Genomic DNA, 15,669 nt, shown 5'->3' on the forward strand with positions numbered 1-15,669 from the left:
ACTATCTGGTATCCGCTTTTTTTATGCAGAAATTTGTGGTATACTGTTCTACGATGTTTTAATGGGCGGGTGTGCCCGGCTAAAAAGCGCACTGCTCATTCCGCATACTGGTAAGGAGGTTCCTTATTTGATACACCCTGTTGAACCCAAAAAAGTCCTTTGCATCCACGATCTTTCCGGCATGGGCCGCTGCAGCCTTGCAGTGATCCTGCCGGTGCTGTCGGTCATGGGCGTGCAGCCGGTAGCCCTGCCCACGGTGGTGCTTTCCACCCACACAGGCGGGCTTGGCACACCTGCACGGCTGGACGGCTGCGCCTACGGCGAACAGGCGCTGGAGCATTACCATGCGCTCGGCGTGGAGTTTGACTGCATCTATACCGGCTATCTGGGCGGTGAGGATCAGGTGGCACTGGCCGAAAAAGCCTTTGCCCTCTGGCCCGCAGCCAAAAAGATCGTTGACCCGGTCATGGGCGACAACGGCAAGGCTTACTCCACCGTAACGCCTGCTTTGATCGACCGCATCCGTGCACTGTGCGGTGCTGCCGATCTGATCCTGCCCAACTACACCGAGGCACAGATCCTGCTGCAGCGCCAGCCGCAGACCGAGCTGCTCACCGATGAAGCTGCACAGGCTCTGGCTGATGAGCTGACCGCTCTGGCCCCCGGGGCTGTCGTCACCGGCCTGCCACTGGGCAAATACATCGGCTGTGCAGGCAGCGGAAAAGACCGCTTCCTCATCAAAAAGCTGCACATCAGCCGCAGCTTTCCCGGCACCGGCGACCTGTACGGTGCGGTGCTCATCGGCTCGCTGCTGCAGGGCAACGCCCTGAGTGCCGCCGCCGACAACGCTGCCGAGTTCGTGGCGCTTTCCATCCAGAGCACGCCCGCCGCGCAGGATACCCGCTACGGGGTCTGGTTCGAGCCGCTTCTGCCGCGCCTGTGCCCGGCAAGCTCGGCAGAATAAGGGGAGGTACACCGATGAACGAAAAGCCAACCTTGAACATCGTTCTGGTGGAACCGCGCATCCCGCAGAACACCGGCAATGTGGCCCGCACCTGTGCCTGCACTGCCTGTCGGCTGCATCTGGTAGGCCCCATGGGCTTTGCCATCGATGATAAAAAGCTCAAGCATGCGGGTCTGGATTACTGGCACTACCTCGACATCAGCTATTACGACAGTCTGGACGAGTTCTTTGCCAAAAACAGCGGCCCCTATTACTATTTTACCACCAAGGCACCGCAGCGCTACACCGATGTGAGCTACCCGGACGGTGCATACCTCGTGTTCGGACGCGAGGATGCCGGCCTGCCCGAAGCCTTGCTTGCCGCCAATCAGGAGCACTGCATCCGAATGCCCATGCGCGACACCTGCCGCAGCCTGAACCTTTCCAACAGCGTGGCCGTGGGCGTGTATGAAGTGCTGCGCCAGTGGGACTTTCCGGAGCTTTTGGACCACGGACACTTACGAGACTATGAATGGAAATGAGGGACATTATGAGCAAGATTGCGATCCTGACCGATTCCTCCTGCGATATCCCGCAGGAGATGGCCGAAAAATACGGCATCGACATCATGAGCTTCCACATCCTGCTGGACAATGTGGACTACGTGGAGCGTGAAAGCTGCACCAACACCGAATTTTACGATAAGATGCGTGCCGCTAAGGGCGTGCCCTCCACTGCCGCCATCACCCCCATCCAGTTCTGCGAAAAATACTGCCAGTACGTGGACGAGGGCTATACGGATGTCATTCATGTACCCATCAACAAATCCGGCTCTTCCACCTACAATAACGCCCTCATGGCACAGGGGATGCTGCGGGAAGAGCGCCCGGAGCACCACTTGAAGATCCATCTGCTGGACCCCCACACCTATTCCATGGTGTTCGGCTGGTATCTGTGCGAAATGGCCCGCAAGCTGAAGAACGGTGCAGAGATCAGCCATGTGATCCGGGAGTTTGAAAAGCAGATGGACTGCATGGAGATCGTTCTGGGCCCCTACAGCCTGAAGCAGATGAAAAAGAGCGGACGCATCTCTGCCGCTGCTGCTGTTATGGGCGAGCTGATGGGCATTCGTCCCATCATCACCCTGATCGACGGCAAGACCAAGGTGGAAGCCAAGGTACGCGGCGATGACAAGGTGGTGCCCGCCATGGTGGAGCTGTGCAAACAGCGCAGCGAAGGCGTGGAGAACTTTGATTATATGATTGGCCACACCAACATCCCGCAGACCGCCGATCTGGAAAAGGCCTGCCGCAAGGCCTTTGGCAAGCCGCCGCTGCTGGTGTTTGAGCTGGGCGGCGTCGTTTCCGCCAACACCGGCCCCGACACAGTGGCTCTGGTATACACCGGACACCCCAGAGGGTAACACACGATTTTAATAGCCTCCGCTTTCGCTCTGGCTATTTCAGCGGTAATTTTATTTTTATTTTGAGGTTCCGAAAAGCCTGCGGGCTTTTCGGAACCTCTTTTTCACCGGAAGGGTCCAAACCAAAAACTGCATCTGTACCTGATTCTGCGAAAATTCGTTGCAATCTGCCAAAAATTATGCTATACTGCCTTTTGCTGTGCTTTTTGTGCGGCATCCTTTCAGAGCAACTTAGGATTTTAGGCTCCCCGGCGTGTCTCGAACCATGCCGGGCCAAACCCACAGGGGCTGGCGGCCCTGTGCGGTCAAAATCATCCCGCTGGAGTATTATCATGAATCAGAATCCTTCCGTCCGTAAACTGGTGCGCTGCGGCGTGGTCGCAGCCATTTATGTTGTTCTCTGCATGGCTCTGCAGCCGCTCTCCTATGGTGCGGTACAGGTGCGTGTGGCTGAGGCGCTCTGCCTGCTGCCGGTGTTCGGTGCCGAGTACATTGCCGGTGTGGTACTGGGCTGCTTTTTGGCAAACCTGCTGGGCTCCACCATCGTGGATGTCATCTTTGGCACCCTTGCCACCCTGCTGGCCTGCCTTGTCACCTACAAGCTGCGGAACATCCGCATCAAGGGTCTGGCTGTGGCGGCTTCCCTGCCGCCGGTGCTGTTCAATGCCGTGATCATCGGCATTGAGATCGCCGTCATGTTCCCGGACCCCACCTCCAGCGCTCCCATCTGGCTGGCCTGCATCACCAACGGCATCTCCGTAGGTATCGGCGAGCTCATCAGCTGCACCGTTCTGGGTGTGCTGCTGGTGAAGATCATCGAGAGCAGCAAGGCCCTGCGCAAAATTTTTGCAGCTTAATGACCGCAAGGAGGTTTCCATGCAGGCAAACGGAATGATCTTCTGGGACTGGAACGGCACTTTGATGGATGATGTTGATTTCACCCACAGCTGTCTCAACTGGATGCTGGAGACCCACGGTTATCCGCAGCGGTACGATCTTGCCGCTTACCGGGAAATTTTCGGTTTTCCCATTGAGGAATACTACATCCGCGCCGGCTTCGACTTTGCCAGACATCCCTATCCGGAGCTGGCCGAGTGCTTTATGGAACATTATAACGCAGGTGTGGATGCCTGTCCCCCCTCTGCACACGCTGCCGAAACGCTGGCCGAGCTTTCGCGCCGGGGCTGGCGGCAGAGCGTGCTTTCCGCCTCCCGCCGGGACTACCTGATCGAGCAGGTAGCCGCACGGGGCCTGCAGGGCTATTTTACTGAGTTGCTCGGCCTTGCAGACATCTATGGCGTAAGCAAAGTGCAGGTGGGCAAACAGTGGCTTGCACAAAGCGGCATCGCCCCTGCTGCCTGCGTGATGGTGGGCGACACCCAGCACGATGCCGAAGTTGCAAAGGCCCTTGGCACAAAATGCGTGCTCTACACCGGCGGCCACCAGTCCCGCGCGCGGCTCGAGGCTGTGTGCCCGAATGTCATCGACGATCTGGCACAGCTGCCGCAGCTGCTGGAAACCTTATAATGTACACCTGACCACTTCTGATTTGCAAAAATCAGAGGTGGTTTTTGTTTTAGCTGGCTCACCAGCTCCCCCAAAGGGGGAGCCTCTGGCGAAACCGGAAACTTTGCGTGGATTGCCAAGGCCTCCCACTTTGGGGGAGGTGGATGCGACCAGCGGGAGCAGACGGAGAGGGCGAGGCTGTTCGCCTCCACCACATATCTTTTCCTTTTATGCCCCCCGCCAGCGCAAATTTACAGAAAATTCATTCAAAAACCGGCTAAAATAACCTTGCAGGTTTGACGCGTCTGCCGCTTTGGTGTATCATATATGTGTGTATTTATGTCTATCTCCGGGAAGCATTTTCCCGAATTTGATCTATGAGGTGTTACCAATGTCCCTTGTTGAAAAACTCTTTGGCAGCTTCTCGGACCGGGAGCTGAAAAAGATCAACCCCATTGCCAAGCAGGTGCTGGCTCTGGAAGAAAAATATGCCGCCATGCCGGATGCCGACCTGCAGGCACAGACCGCTGTGTTCAAGCAGCAGCTGGCCGACGGCAAGACCACCGATGATATCCTGCCCGATGCCTTTGCCGTCTGCCGCGAGGCCGCATGGCGCGTGCTGGGCATGAAGCACTTCCCTGTGCAGGTCATCGGTGGCATTGCCCTGCACCGCGGTGATATTTCCGAGATGCAGACCGGTGAAGGCAAGACTCTTGTGGCTACCCTGCCCGCCTACCTGAATGCCCTCACCGGTGAGGGCGTGCATGTTGTCACCGTCAACGATTACCTTGCCAAGCGCGACAGCGAGTGGATGGGCAAGCTCTACCGCTGGCTGGGCCTTTCTGTCGGCCTGATCGCACAGGGCATGGACGGCGATGCACGCCGCGCCGCCTATGCTGCCGACATCACCTACGGTACCAACAACGAGTTCGGCTTCGACTACCTGCGCGACAACATGGTGACCTATAAGGCCAACATGGTGCAGCGCGGCCACGCCTATGCCATCGTCGATGAAGTGGACTCCATCCTGATCGATGAAGCCCGCACGCCCCTGATCATTTCCGGCCGCGGCGAGGATTCTTCCAGCCTGTACACACAGGTGGACCGCTTTGTGCGCACCCTGCGCAAGAGCGTGGTGGTAGAGCTGGAGGATAAAGTCTCTACCGACGAGCAGACCGACGGTGATTACGTCGTGGACGAAAAGCACAAGACCTGTACCCTGACTGCCAGCGGCATCAAGAAAGCGGAAGCCTACTTCAAGGTCGAAAACCTTGCCGCCGCCGAGAACATGACCCTTGCCCATCACATCGATCAGGCCATCAAGGCTTACGGCGTGATGCAGCGGGACATCGATTACGTGGTCAAGGATGGTCAGGTCATCATCGTGGACGAGTTCACCGGCCGTCTGATGATCGGCCGCCGCTACAACGAAGGCCTGCATCAGGCCATCGAAGCCAAGGAGGGCGTGAAGATTGCCGCCGAGAGCAAAACGCTGGCTACCATCACCTTCCAGAACTACTTCCGCATGTACAAAAAGCTGTCCGGTATGACCGGTACCGCCAAGACAGAAGCCACCGAGTTCACCGAGATCTACGGCCTGAACATCGTTACGGTGCCCACCAACCGCCCCCGTCAGCGCATCGATTATCCAGATGCCATCTACAAGACGGTCAACGGCAAATACAATGCCGTTATCCAGCAGGTGCTGGAATGCCACCAGAAGGGCCAGCCCGTGCTGGTGGGTACGGTCAGCGTGGAAAAGAGTGAGACCCTTGCCAAGATGCTGCAGAAATACACCCGCGACTTCAACGTGCTGAACGCAAAGAACCACGAGCGTGAAGCCGAGATCGTGGCGCAGGCCGGCAAAAAGGGTGCCATTACCATTGCCACCAACATGGCAGGCCGTGGTACCGATATCATGCTGGGCGGCAACGCCGAGTTCATGGCCAAGGCCCAGATGCGCAAGGAACACTTCTGCGAAAACCTGCTGAACCCGGAAAAGCCCGAGGATGCCGACCCGGCTGCAGTGGAAATGCTGCTGACCGAAGCCAACGGCCACGGCGATACCGAGGATGCCAACATCCTTGCTGCCCGCAAGCGCTTCGATGATCTGTACGCCCAGTGCAAGCCCCAGATCGATGCCGAAGCTGAGCAGGTGCGCGCTGCAGGCGGCCTGTTCATCATCGGTACCGAACGCCACGAGAGCCGCCGCATCGACAACCAGCTGCGCGGCCGTGCCGGCCGTCAGGGCGACCCGGGTGCTTCCCGCTTCTACCTGAGCCTGGAAGATGACCTGATGCGCCTGTTCGGCGGCGACCGCGTCTCCAGCCTGATGGATACCCTCAAAATCGATGAGGACACTCCCATCGAGAACCGCATGATCACCAACACGCTGGAAAGCGCCCAGAAAAAGCTGGAAGGCCGCAACTTCGAGATCCGCAAGAACGTGCTGAAGTACGACGACGTGATGAACCAGCAGCGCGAGATCATCTATGGCCAGCGCCGCAAGGTGCTGGACGGCGAGGACATCAGCACCGAGATGCACAAGATGCTGCGGGAGAACATCGATTCCAGCTGCGCCCAGTTCCTGGCCGGTGATGTGAAGGACGACTGGGACTTTGGTGCCCTGCGCCGCCACTATCTGGGCTGGCTGACCACCGACACCGACCTGCACTATGATGTGGCCGACTTTGAGGATATCTCCCGTCAGAGCATTGCCGATATGCTGTATGACCGCGGCATGAAGATCCTCGCCGACAAGGAGCAGCGCTACGGTACTCCCATCATGCGTGAGCTGGAGCGCATCTGCCTGCTCAAGTGCGTGGACCGCATGTGGATGGACCACATCGACAACATGGACCAGCTGCGTCAGGGCATTGCGCTGCGCGGCTACGGCCAGAAGGACCCCGTTGTGGAGTACCGCATCGAGGGCTTTGACATGTTCGACCAGATGGTGGATTCCATCCGTGAGTCCAGTGTGAAGATGCTGCTGACCATCGAGATCCGTCAGGCCGGTGCTGCCCCCAAGCGTGAGCAGGTGGCAAAGCCCACCGGCGAAGGCTTTGTGCCCGGCAACGGTGCACCCGGTGCCAAGGGTGCACCCCACGGCCAGCCTGTGCGTGTCATCAAAATTGGCCGCAACGACCCCTGCCCCTGCGGCAGCGGCCTGAAGTGGAAAAAGTGCACCTGCGCCAAGTACCACCCGGAAGGCACATCGACGAACGAAAACTAAGTAAAAAACCTCTCAGGCTCTGCCATAAGGCAGGGTCTGGGAGGTTTTTGATAAAATAGAGGGAGTTGATTTTGGAATGATCACACCAGAAAAACTGCTCGAATCCGCAAAGGAGCTGGAAACCCAGCTGCGCACATGGCGGCGCACCCTGCACCGCCACCCGGAGGTAGGCTTTGACCTGCCCGAGACAAAAGCGCTGGTCAAAAAAGCCCTGACCGAGATGGGCTACACCCCGCAGGACTGCGGCAAGTGCGGCGTACTCGCGCTAGCGGGCGGCAAGCGCCCCGGCAAGACCATCCTGCTGCGCGGCGACATGGATGCCCTGCCCCTTCAGGAGGAATCCGGCGAAGAATTTGCTTCCGAGGTGCCGGGCAAGATGCACGGCTGCGGCCACGATATGCACACCGCCATGATGCTGGGTGCGGCAAAGCTGCTCAAAGAACACGAGGACGAGATCGAGGGCACCATCAAGCTGGAATTCCAGCCTGCAGAGGAGATCTTTCAGGGTTCGCTGGACATGCTGAAAAACGGCCTGCTGGAAAACCCGAAGGTGGATGCCGCGGTCATGTTCCATGTTCTGGCCGGGATTCCCCTGCCCGTGGGCACCGTGCTGGTGCCGGGCGGCGGCATCACCATGGCAAGCTGTGAGCAGTACCACATCACCGTACACGGCAAGGGCGGCCATGGCTCCATGCCCAACGCCTGCATCGACCCCATCACCGCAGCGGCCCACATCCACATTGCCCTGCAGGAGATCAACAGCCGTGAGCTGGACCCCGCCAAGTTTGGCGTGTTCACCACGGGCCGGTTTGAAGCTGGCAAGGCATCCAACGTCATCCCGGATTCTGCCGATATGTGGGGCACTATCCGCACGGTGGACCCCGAAGGTGCCGTGAGCGAGCAGATCCACCAGCGCATGACCGAGATTGCGCAGGGCGTGGCGGCAGCCTATCGCTGCACTGCTGATGTGGAGTTCAGCGACCACTGCCCCTGCATGGTGGTGGATACGCCTCTTGCCAAGAATGCCCTGACCTATATGACCGAACTGCTGGGCCGTGGTGCCATGGATATGACCGTCCTCACCGGCGGCAAGCCCGGCGGCGGCAGCGAGGACTTTGCCTTTGTCAGCCACGAAGTGCCCACCGTAAGCATGTTTCTCTCCGCAGGCAACGCCAAGGAGGGCTATGTTTACGGCCAGCACCACCCCAAGGTACGCTTTGACGACAGCGTGCTGTACGAGGGCGCAGCGGCCTATGCCTATATGGGCCTGCGCTGGCTGAGCGACCACAAGGCATAACCATTTAGAATAGCCGCCATTTCATTCTGGCTATCTTCAGCGGAAAATTTATTATTTATTTGAACCTCCGAAAAATCCGCGGATTTTCCGGTGGTTCTTTTTCACGGATGGGTTCGGAGCAGCACGCTGCATCTCTTAAAAATCGCCTTTATAAACAAAAAAATCCCGGAAGGTTCACACCCTCCGGGATCTTTTTTATATCAGCTTTGCCCCCGCATGGGGCAGGCTGTCGGCCCCATGGCTTTGCAGCTGCTGCGGCAGGGCGGCGAGGTCGCCGCCGGTGTAATACCACGCAGCGGCAAACGCGGCCAGTGCCAGAATCAGCAGAAAAATCAGGGCATTCCGCACCCTGTGCCGTTTGCGCGGCGCTGCTGTCGGTGCATCCGGCTCCGGCTTGTCCGGCAGGCGCTGCGCCGTCAGGGCATCTGCCGGGATGGCCCTGCCATACTTCTGCCAGATCGTTCCCGCCGCCTGCGGCAGGCCGGAAGCCGCCCGGCGGATCATATCCAGCAGCCACAAAGCAGGCGTATCTGCATTGGCCACCGTGCGCACCCAGCAGCCTTTCCGGCTGCCCAGAAACAGCACCGTGTCCTCGGCGCGCTCCAGACACCCGGCTGCAAAGTCTGCACCCACAAGGCGCTGCGCTGCCCGCACACGGGTAAGCTTTGCCGGCACCGGCCCGCCCTTGACCCGGCAGACCTTTGCGCTCAGCTTTTCCCGCACCTTTGCATCGGCATAGCTCATGGCTCCAAAATCAAACACTTTTTCTGCGCCGGCCACCGTTTCCATCCGGGCTTCCAGCAGAGTGCCTGCATCCGCATCACAGCATACCAGCAGCCTGTGGTGCGTTTCCAGCGCCTGCACCGCTGCATGAACAAGGGTCATCTCCCCTTCTCCGTACAGCTCTGCCGCAAAGCGGTCTGCCAGCGCTTTCCGCGCCTTGCTCAATGCTGCGGGCGTTTCTGTCTGCAGCGCAGCCAGTGTTTCTGCACCGCGGCTGCGGCACTGGGCAGCAAGTCCTGTCTGCTGCACTGCCTGTTGTACTGTCCACAGCGGTGCGCCAAACAACCGCAGCACACAGGTGGTCTGCGTTTTTTCTTCGTGTATCAACTGCTTCACCCCCGCGGCCCGGGGCCGCTCGTATTAACCCTTGAGGAAGGTGCTGTCCAGTGCCGTCAGAGCCGCAGCATCATGCCGGGCGCTTTTTGCCAGTGCCTGTGTATCTGCAGGAACTTTGCCCTGAGCCAGACGCAGCGCCAGTTCCAGTGCCGCCTGTGCCGCGCGGGCACGCACCAGCGCACGGTCGGGGCGGGAGACGAAGAGCTTTTTTACATAGACGGTCTCACCGCAGGCCGCACCCAGATACACCGTGCCCACCGGGCGGACGGCATCGCCGCCGTTGGGGCCGGCCAGACCGGTGACGCTGACAGCGATATCGGCCCCGGCAGCTTCGGCTGCGCCCAGTGCCATCTGTGCTGCCACCGGTGCGGACACCACATTGTACTTTGCGATCGCCGCCGGGTCTACGCCGATCATCTTTGCCTTGGCCTGCTCCCAGTAGGTAACAAAGCCGAAGCCGAACACCTCACTTGCACCGGACACATTGGTCAGCCGCTGGGCGATCATGCCGCCTGTGCAGCTTTCTGCCGTGGCAATGGTGAGCCCCTTTTTCTTCAGGGTGTGCACCAGAGTCTCTTCCAGACCGGTCACATCCTCATCATACACCGCATCACCCAGCAGATCATAGAACTTTGTGGCGTATGCGCGGCACATTTTTTCGGCTGAACTGTCGGTTTCTGCCCGGGCAGTAATGCGGATCTCGCACTCGCCGGTCTTGCAGTAGATGGCGGCGGTGGGATTTGCGTTTTCCAGCAGATGCCGCACACGGTATTCGATATCGCTTTCGCCGCCCAGCACCCGCAGCGTGATGGAATGCAGGGTGCAGTTCTGGCGGGCCAGCAGCAGCGGGCGCACACTCTCCTCCCACATGGCCTTCATTTCGTGAGGCACGCCGGGCATCAGCACAGCACAGTGGCCATCCTGCTCGAACCATGCCCCGGGGGCAGTGCCGTGGTTATTGATGATCTTGTGGCCGTTCACCGGCACCATGGCCTGCTTGCGGTTGTTTGGGGTCGTCTTGCGCCCGGTACGAGTGAAGAAATCCACGATCTTCTGCCATTCTTCCGGGTCAAAAGCCAGCGTATCACCGTAGCATCCAGCAACCGTCTCCTTGGTCAGGTCGTCCGCCGTGGGGCCAAGGCCGCCGGTGAACACCAGCAGGTCGCACCGCTGCTTTGCCTCGTTGACGAAATCCGCCAAACGGCCGTGGTTGTCGCCAATGGTGCTCTCGCGCTGGACGGTGATGCCCAGAGCCGCCAGCTCCCGGCTGAGGTACTGGGCGTTGGTGTTGAGAATGTTGCCGAGCAGCAGCTCGGTGCCCACACTGATGATCTCTGCTGTCATGGCTTTCACCCCTCAAATTCGACCTGATCGGTGATACGGATGCGGATGCGCTCGGCGCTCTCTGCTGCTTCGGCTTCCAGCGCGGCAAGGCCGGGCATGGCGGCTTCGGCTTCCAGAATTTCGGCCAGCTCCGGGCGGATCTTCGGGTGCGGCGGGGTGAAGATGGTGCAGCAGTCCTCGTAGGGCAGGATGCTGGTCTCAAAGGTGTTGATGTGGCGGGCCGTCTCCACGATCTCGGTCTTGTCCATGCCAATGAGCGGGCGCAGGATGGGCAGATCCTGCGCAGCATCGGTGCACTGCAGGGCCTTGACGGTCTGGCTGGCTACCTGAGCCAGACTCTCGCCGGTAACAAGGGCTTCGCAGCCCTGCTTCTTGGCAATAACGTTGGCAATGCGCATCATGCTGCGGCGCATCAGCACCGTGAACAGCACATCCGGAGCATTATCCCGGATGTACTCCTGCGGCTTGGTGTATGGCACGACGAACAGATTGGAGCTGCCCGTATAGATGCTGGTGAGCTGCGCCAGAGCTTTTACCTTGAGCTTTGCGCGCTCCGAAGTGTACGGCGGAGACGCAAAGTGGATGTGGTCCAGTGCCAGACCGCGCTTTGCCATGCGGTAAGCTGCCACGGGACTGTCGATGCCGCCAGACAGCATGTTCAATGCACGGCCGCTGGTGCCCACGGGCAGACCGCCCTCGCCGGGCACCTTGGGGCCGTGGATGTAGGCACCGTAATCCCGAATTTCTACGATCACCTTAAAATCCGGGTTATGCACATCCACCTTGAGGTAGTTGTGTTTGCCCAGCAGATAGGCACCCAGCTCCCGCATCAATTCAGGGCTGGTCATGGGGTAGGTCTTGTCGGAGCGGCGGGCTTCCACCTTGAAGGTACGGATGCCGTGCAGGCTGGCACCGAGGTAATCCTCAGCGGTCTGGCAGATGGTGTCAAAGTCCTTGTCGCAGACCACGGCGCGGCTGAGCGCCGCAAGGCCGAACACCTTGCTCACCCGGTCAAAGGCGAGGTCCATATCCACGTCCTCTTCCTCAGGCTCCATGTAAAAGGTGGACTGGGTGCAGTAGACCTTGAACTTGCCCACGGTCTTGAGCCGGTAGCGCAGAATTTTCATCATCGCCGACTCGAACTGGTTGCGGTTGAGGCCTTTCAGGGACATTTCACCCTGATAGCCCATGATAATTTCATGCATAAATGTTGTATCTCCTGATCGTAGGATTTGTAATAGATAACTTTTGAGGGAACACCCCCAGTCACCTTCGGTGACAGATTCCCCCGGCCGGGGGAAGTCGTCCTCTGAGATGGGGCCTTTGGCATAACGGAAAAGTTGTCCGCTATATCCCAAAGGCTCCCTCCTTGAGGGAGCTGGCACGGCGTAGCCGTGACTGAAGGAGTCTCACTTCCGGATCCTCTGCAAGCTCTTCATTCCGTCCTCAAAGCGGTTGAGGAAAGCATCCACATCCTCGGGGGTGTTGTCGCCGCAGAAGGACACGCGGATGGCCGTGTCGATGGCAAGCGGGTCTTTGCCCATGGCTGCCAGCGTGTGGCTGGGCTGGCCGCGGCCGCAGGCACTTGCCGAGGAAACATACACCTGTGCTTCGGCCAGCCATGCCAGCATGGTCTCGCTCTTGATGCACATCTCACTGAAGTTCAGCACCTCGGGCACCGCGTTTTCCGGGCTGTTGAGCTCCACCTCCGGAAAGGCCTTCAGGCCGTCCCGCAGACGCTGATTCAGGGCCTTCATAGCGGTGTCACGGCTCTTCATGGTCTTTGCAAGGCGGGTAGCCGCTGCGGCAAGACCCATGGCATAGGGCAGGTTCTCGGTGCCCGGGCGCAGGCCGCGCTCCTGCTCACCGCCGAGGTACGGCGGCCGGAACGCCTGCACCAGACGGTCGGAAAGATACAGCGCGCCAATGCCCTTGGGAGCGTGGATCTTGTGGCCGCTCACCGACAGAGTATCGATGTTCGTCAGCTTGATGGGCACACGCATCCACGCCTGCACTGCGTCCACATGGACAATGGTGCGGCTGTTGCGGCGCTTGACCTCGGCGGCAAGGCGTTCCACATCGTTGCGGGTGCCCACCTCGTTGTTCACCATCATGCAGGCCACGAGGATGGTGTTCTTGTCCACATGCTCCAGCATTTCGTTGATATCCAATGTGCCGTCCGGGCGGGGCTTGACCACCGTGACGTTGTAGCCCTGCTTCGCCAGCTCTTCCAGCGGGCGCTGGACGCTGGGGTGCTCAAAGCCGGACACCACGATGCCCTTGCCGAAAGTGCGGGTGCGCACCGCGCCCAGCAGGGCCAGATTGTTGCTCTCGCTGCCGCAGGAGGTAAAGTACAGCTCCTTTGGCTTGCAGCCCAGTGTACGGGCCACAGCGGCACGGGCGGCGTTCAGCGTTTCCTCGCTGCGGGCACCGGGGCCGTACAGGCTGGACGGGTTGGCCCAGTGTTCCCGCATGGCCTTGTCGATGACATCCGCCACCTCGGGAGCCACCATGGTGGTAGCGGCGTTATCCAGATAATGCAATTCAGGGTTTTGCAGCATAAAAGGGATTCCTGCTTTCTGTTTTTATAATAATCCAGTTTAATTATAGCACAGAAAGCTGTAGAACGCAAAATATTCGCGTTTGCGAGCGCAGCGCAGCAATGAAAGCCCCAGTGGGGCTTTTAAGCGACAGAACGGTCTTGCGCAGCAAGATGGAGGGGCCTCGCCCCGACAAGTTCGTATATGTTTTTCCTTGACAAACACCCCGGCATTGTGCTATCTTTACTGCATAGAGACCGTATCTCTGCTGACGGAACCTTGTGGAGCACCACAGTGCAGGGATGGCGGGAGAGTCAATGCCGACCGTCTGGGCAGCCTTGCGCAATTGCTGCGCAAAGCTGCCTTTTTTGTTGTCGGAAGTTGTTTTTATAAGCAGGATGCGTTGAATGGCGGGATTTTTTGCCCGCAGACAAGGCGATTTTCCGCAGCAATCCTGACGGATTGCAAGGGAAAGCAACGCAGGATGCGAGCAAAAAGGCCGTTCAGGCGGCGTGCAATGCTTGTAAAAACGACTTTCAAAGGAGGATGTCTGATGAAAACCGATATCGAGATCGCACAGGAAGCCAAAATGAAACCCATCACCGAGATCGCCGCCCAGCTGGGCCTTTCCGATGAGCACGTGATCCCCTATGGCCGCTACAAGGCCAAGATCGACCACCGCCTGATCCACGATGCCAAAAAGCAGGGCAAGCTGATCCTCGTCACCGCCATCAGCCCCACCCCGGCGGGCGAGGGCAAAACCACCACCAGCGTGGGTCTGGCCGATGCCATGAACGCTCTGGGCAAAAAGACCATGCTCTGCCTGCGTGAGCCCAGCCTTGGCCCGGTGTTCGGTGTCAAGGGCGGCGCAGCCGGCGGCGGCTACGCACAGGTGGTGCCCATGGAGGATATCAACCTGCACTTTACCGGCGATCTGCACGCCATCGGCACAGCCAACAACCTGCTGGCTGCCATGATCGATAACAGCATCCAGCAGGGCAACCCGCTGAACATCGATCCCCGCCGCATCACATGGAAGCGCTGCATGGACATGAACGACCGCCAGCTGCGGTTCATCGTGGACGGTCTGGGCGGCAAGGTGAACGGCACCCCCCGCGAGGACGGCTTTGATATCACCGTTGCCAGCGAGGTGATGGCAATTTTCTGCCTTGCCACCAGCATTTCTGATCTGAAGGAGCGTCTTTCCAAGATCGTATGCGCCTACACCTACGACGGCAAGCCCGTCACTGCCGGTGAGATCGGTGCTGCCGGTGCCATGACCGCCCTGCTGAAGGACGCGCTGGACCCGAACCTTGTACAGACGCTGGAAAACAACCCCGCCATCATCCACGGCGGTCCCTTTGCCAACATCGCCCACGGCTGCAACAGCGTGCTGGCTACCAAGCTGAGCCTTTCTCTGGCCGACTATACCATCACCGAAGCAGGCTTTGGTGCTGATCTGGGCGCAGAGAAGTTTTTGGATATCAAGTGCCGCTACGCCGGTATCGCTCCCTCTGCCTGCGTGCTGGTGGCCACCGTGCGTGCCCTCAAGAGCCACGGCGGCGTGGCAAAGGCCGACCTGAGCCAGCCCAACCTCGAAGCCGTCAAGGCCGGTGCATCCAACCTCATCCGCCACATCGACAACCTGAAAAATGGCTTCGGCCTGCCTGTGGTGGTCGCCATCAATGCCTTCCCCACCGATACCGCCGAAGAGCAGGCCTACGTGGAGCAGGTGTGCGCCGAGCAGGGTGTTCCCTGCGTGCTGAGCGAGGTGTTCGCCAAGGGCGGCGAGGGCGGCAAAGCTCTGGCCGAGAAGGTGCTGGAGGTGCTGGAGGATCGTCCCATCCAGTACACCTACCCGTTGGAAATGCCCCTGAAGGACAAGATCAACGCCATCGCCACCAAAATTTACCGGGCCGACGGTGTGAACTACAGCGCCGCCGCCAGCAAGACACTGGCCGAGCTGACTGAGATGGGTTACGGGAACCTGCCCGTGTGCATCGCCAAGACCCAGTACAGCTTCAGCGACAACGCAAAGCTCATCGGTGCCCCCACCGGCTTTACCATGGAGGTGCGCGAGGTGCGCCTTGCTGCCGGTGCAGGCTTTGTGGTGGTCATCTGCGGTAATATCATGACCATGCCGGGCCTGCCCAAGAAGCCCGCCGCTGTGGGCATCGATGTGGATGCCAACGGCAAGATCACCGGCCTGTTCTAAGTTTCAAGTAAAAAATAAGAGGTTCGCTCAGTGAACGAACCTCTTATTTT

12 protein-coding genes and 2 riboswitches are annotated in these 15,669 nt (G+C 59.3%); of the genes, 8 read left to right on the forward strand and 4 right to left on the reverse strand.

All coding sequences use genetic code 11. The features are described 5' to 3' along the window. Positions 1-127 precede the first annotated feature (127 nt). From ACGHUK_RS09535 to ACGHUK_RS09565, 7 genes are all read left to right on the forward strand, one after another. A complete protein-coding gene (locus ACGHUK_RS09535; RefSeq protein WP_242821961.1) occupies positions 128-964 on the forward strand; it encodes a bifunctional hydroxymethylpyrimidine kinase/phosphomethylpyrimidine kinase in 837 nt (278 codons plus the stop codon). A 14-nt stretch (positions 965-978) separates the two neighbouring features. Continuing rightward, on the forward strand, positions 979-1,485 hold the full coding sequence (locus ACGHUK_RS09540) for a tRNA (cytidine(34)-2'-O)-methyltransferase (protein WP_005944287.1): 507 nt from the start codon (positions 979-981) through the stop codon (positions 1,483-1,485). Further along, entirely contained in the window at positions 1,476-2,366 is an 891-nt protein-coding gene (locus ACGHUK_RS09545; protein ID WP_097781639.1) for a DegV family protein, read from the forward strand. Before ACGHUK_RS09540 ends, ACGHUK_RS09545 begins: the two co-directional genes overlap by 10 nt. Before the next feature lie 224 nt (positions 2,367-2,590). Further along, a riboswitch (PreQ1-III riboswitch) is annotated at positions 2,591-2,691 on the forward strand. 7 nt (positions 2,692-2,698) lie between these two features. Beyond that, positions 2,699-3,223, forward strand: a complete 525-nt coding sequence (locus tag ACGHUK_RS09550) for a QueT transporter family protein (RefSeq protein ID WP_005944292.1) — start codon at positions 2,699-2,701, stop codon at positions 3,221-3,223. Positions 3,224-3,242: 19 nt separating this feature from the next. Further along, the gene (locus ACGHUK_RS09555; RefSeq protein WP_298638801.1) at positions 3,243-3,893 is read left to right on the forward strand and encodes an HAD family hydrolase; all 651 of its coding nucleotides are present in this window, start codon (positions 3,243-3,245) and stop codon (positions 3,891-3,893) included. Between the two features lie 370 nt (positions 3,894-4,263). Beyond that, positions 4,264-7,104 (forward strand): preprotein translocase subunit SecA, encoded by a 2,841-nt coding sequence (gene secA, locus ACGHUK_RS09560; RefSeq protein WP_390574193.1) that lies wholly within the window; start codon positions 4,264-4,266, stop codon positions 7,102-7,104. A gap of 76 nt (positions 7,105-7,180) precedes the next feature. Then, positions 7,181-8,401 carry a M20 family metallopeptidase gene (locus tag ACGHUK_RS09565; RefSeq protein ID WP_390574194.1) on the forward strand — a complete coding sequence of 407 codons (1,221 nt, stop codon included), beginning with the start codon at positions 7,181-7,183 and terminating at the stop codon, positions 8,399-8,401. Positions 8,402-8,596: 195 nt separating this feature from the next. On the opposite strand, the gene ACGHUK_RS09570 is transcribed toward ACGHUK_RS09565, so the two are convergent. The 4 genes from ACGHUK_RS09570 to ACGHUK_RS09585 form a co-directional block, all read right to left on the reverse strand. Beyond that, positions 8,597-9,511 carry a hypothetical protein gene (locus ACGHUK_RS09570; protein ID WP_390574195.1) on the reverse strand — a complete coding sequence of 305 codons (915 nt, stop codon included), beginning with the start codon at positions 9,509-9,511 and terminating at the stop codon, positions 8,597-8,599. Positions 9,512-9,544: 33 nt separating this feature from the next. After that, on the reverse strand, positions 9,545-10,864 hold the full coding sequence (locus tag ACGHUK_RS09575; RefSeq protein WP_390574196.1) for a competence/damage-inducible protein A: 1,320 nt from the start codon (positions 10,862-10,864) through the stop codon (positions 9,545-9,547). 5 nt (positions 10,865-10,869) lie between these two features. Beyond that, positions 10,870-12,069: a tRNA uracil 4-sulfurtransferase ThiI gene (thiI, locus tag ACGHUK_RS09580; RefSeq protein ID WP_005944312.1), complete on the reverse strand. Its 1,200-nt coding sequence runs from the start codon at positions 12,067-12,069 to the stop codon at positions 10,870-10,872. A 204-nt stretch (positions 12,070-12,273) separates the two neighbouring features. Next, a complete protein-coding gene (locus ACGHUK_RS09585) occupies positions 12,274-13,425 on the reverse strand; it encodes a cysteine desulfurase family protein (RefSeq protein ID WP_390574197.1) in 1,152 nt (383 codons plus the stop codon). A 233-nt stretch (positions 13,426-13,658) separates the two neighbouring features. Beyond that, positions 13,659-13,745, forward strand: a riboswitch (ZMP/ZTP riboswitch). Between the two features lie 212 nt (positions 13,746-13,957). On the opposite strand from ACGHUK_RS09585, the gene ACGHUK_RS09590 reads away from it, so the two are divergent. Further along, on the forward strand, positions 13,958-15,619 hold the full coding sequence (locus ACGHUK_RS09590; protein WP_154259328.1) for a formate--tetrahydrofolate ligase: 1,662 nt from the start codon (positions 13,958-13,960) through the stop codon (positions 15,617-15,619). Positions 15,620-15,669: the final 50 nt, after the last annotated feature.

The sequence above is a fragment of the Faecalibacterium sp. i25-0019-C1 genome (assembly GCF_042854225.1).
In the GTDB taxonomy this organism is placed as follows: domain Bacteria; phylum Bacillota; class Clostridia; order Oscillospirales; family Ruminococcaceae; genus Faecalibacterium; species Faecalibacterium taiwanense.

Bases quoted from the DNA above. Each gene is read 5' to 3' on its own strand.
- ACGHUK_RS09565 (WP_390574194.1), top strand. From the start codon at position 7,181: ATGATCACACCAGAAAAACTGCTCGAATCCGCAAAGGAGCTGGAAACC.
- ACGHUK_RS09590 (WP_154259328.1), top strand. From the start codon at position 13,958: ATGAAAACCGATATCGAGATCGCACAGGAAGCCAAAATGAAACCCATC.
- ACGHUK_RS09575 (WP_390574196.1), bottom strand. From the start codon at position 10,864: ATGACAGCAGAGATCATCAGTGTGGGCACCGAGCTGCTGCTCGGCAAC.
- ACGHUK_RS09585 (WP_390574197.1), bottom strand. From the start codon at position 13,425: ATGCTGCAAAACCCTGAATTGCATTATCTGGATAACGCCGCTACCACC.
- thiI (WP_005944312.1), bottom strand. From the start codon at position 12,069: ATGCATGAAATTATCATGGGCTATCAGGGTGAAATGTCCCTGAAAGGC.
- ACGHUK_RS09545 (WP_097781639.1), top strand. From the start codon at position 1,476: ATGGAAATGAGGGACATTATGAGCAAGATTGCGATCCTGACCGATTCC.
- secA (WP_390574193.1), top strand. From the start codon at position 4,264: ATGTCCCTTGTTGAAAAACTCTTTGGCAGCTTCTCGGACCGGGAGCTG.
- ACGHUK_RS09555 (WP_298638801.1), top strand. From the start codon at position 3,243: ATGCAGGCAAACGGAATGATCTTCTGGGACTGGAACGGCACTTTGATG.
- ACGHUK_RS09540 (WP_005944287.1), top strand. From the start codon at position 979: ATGAACGAAAAGCCAACCTTGAACATCGTTCTGGTGGAACCGCGCATC.
- ACGHUK_RS09550 (WP_005944292.1), top strand. From the start codon at position 2,699: ATGAATCAGAATCCTTCCGTCCGTAAACTGGTGCGCTGCGGCGTGGTC.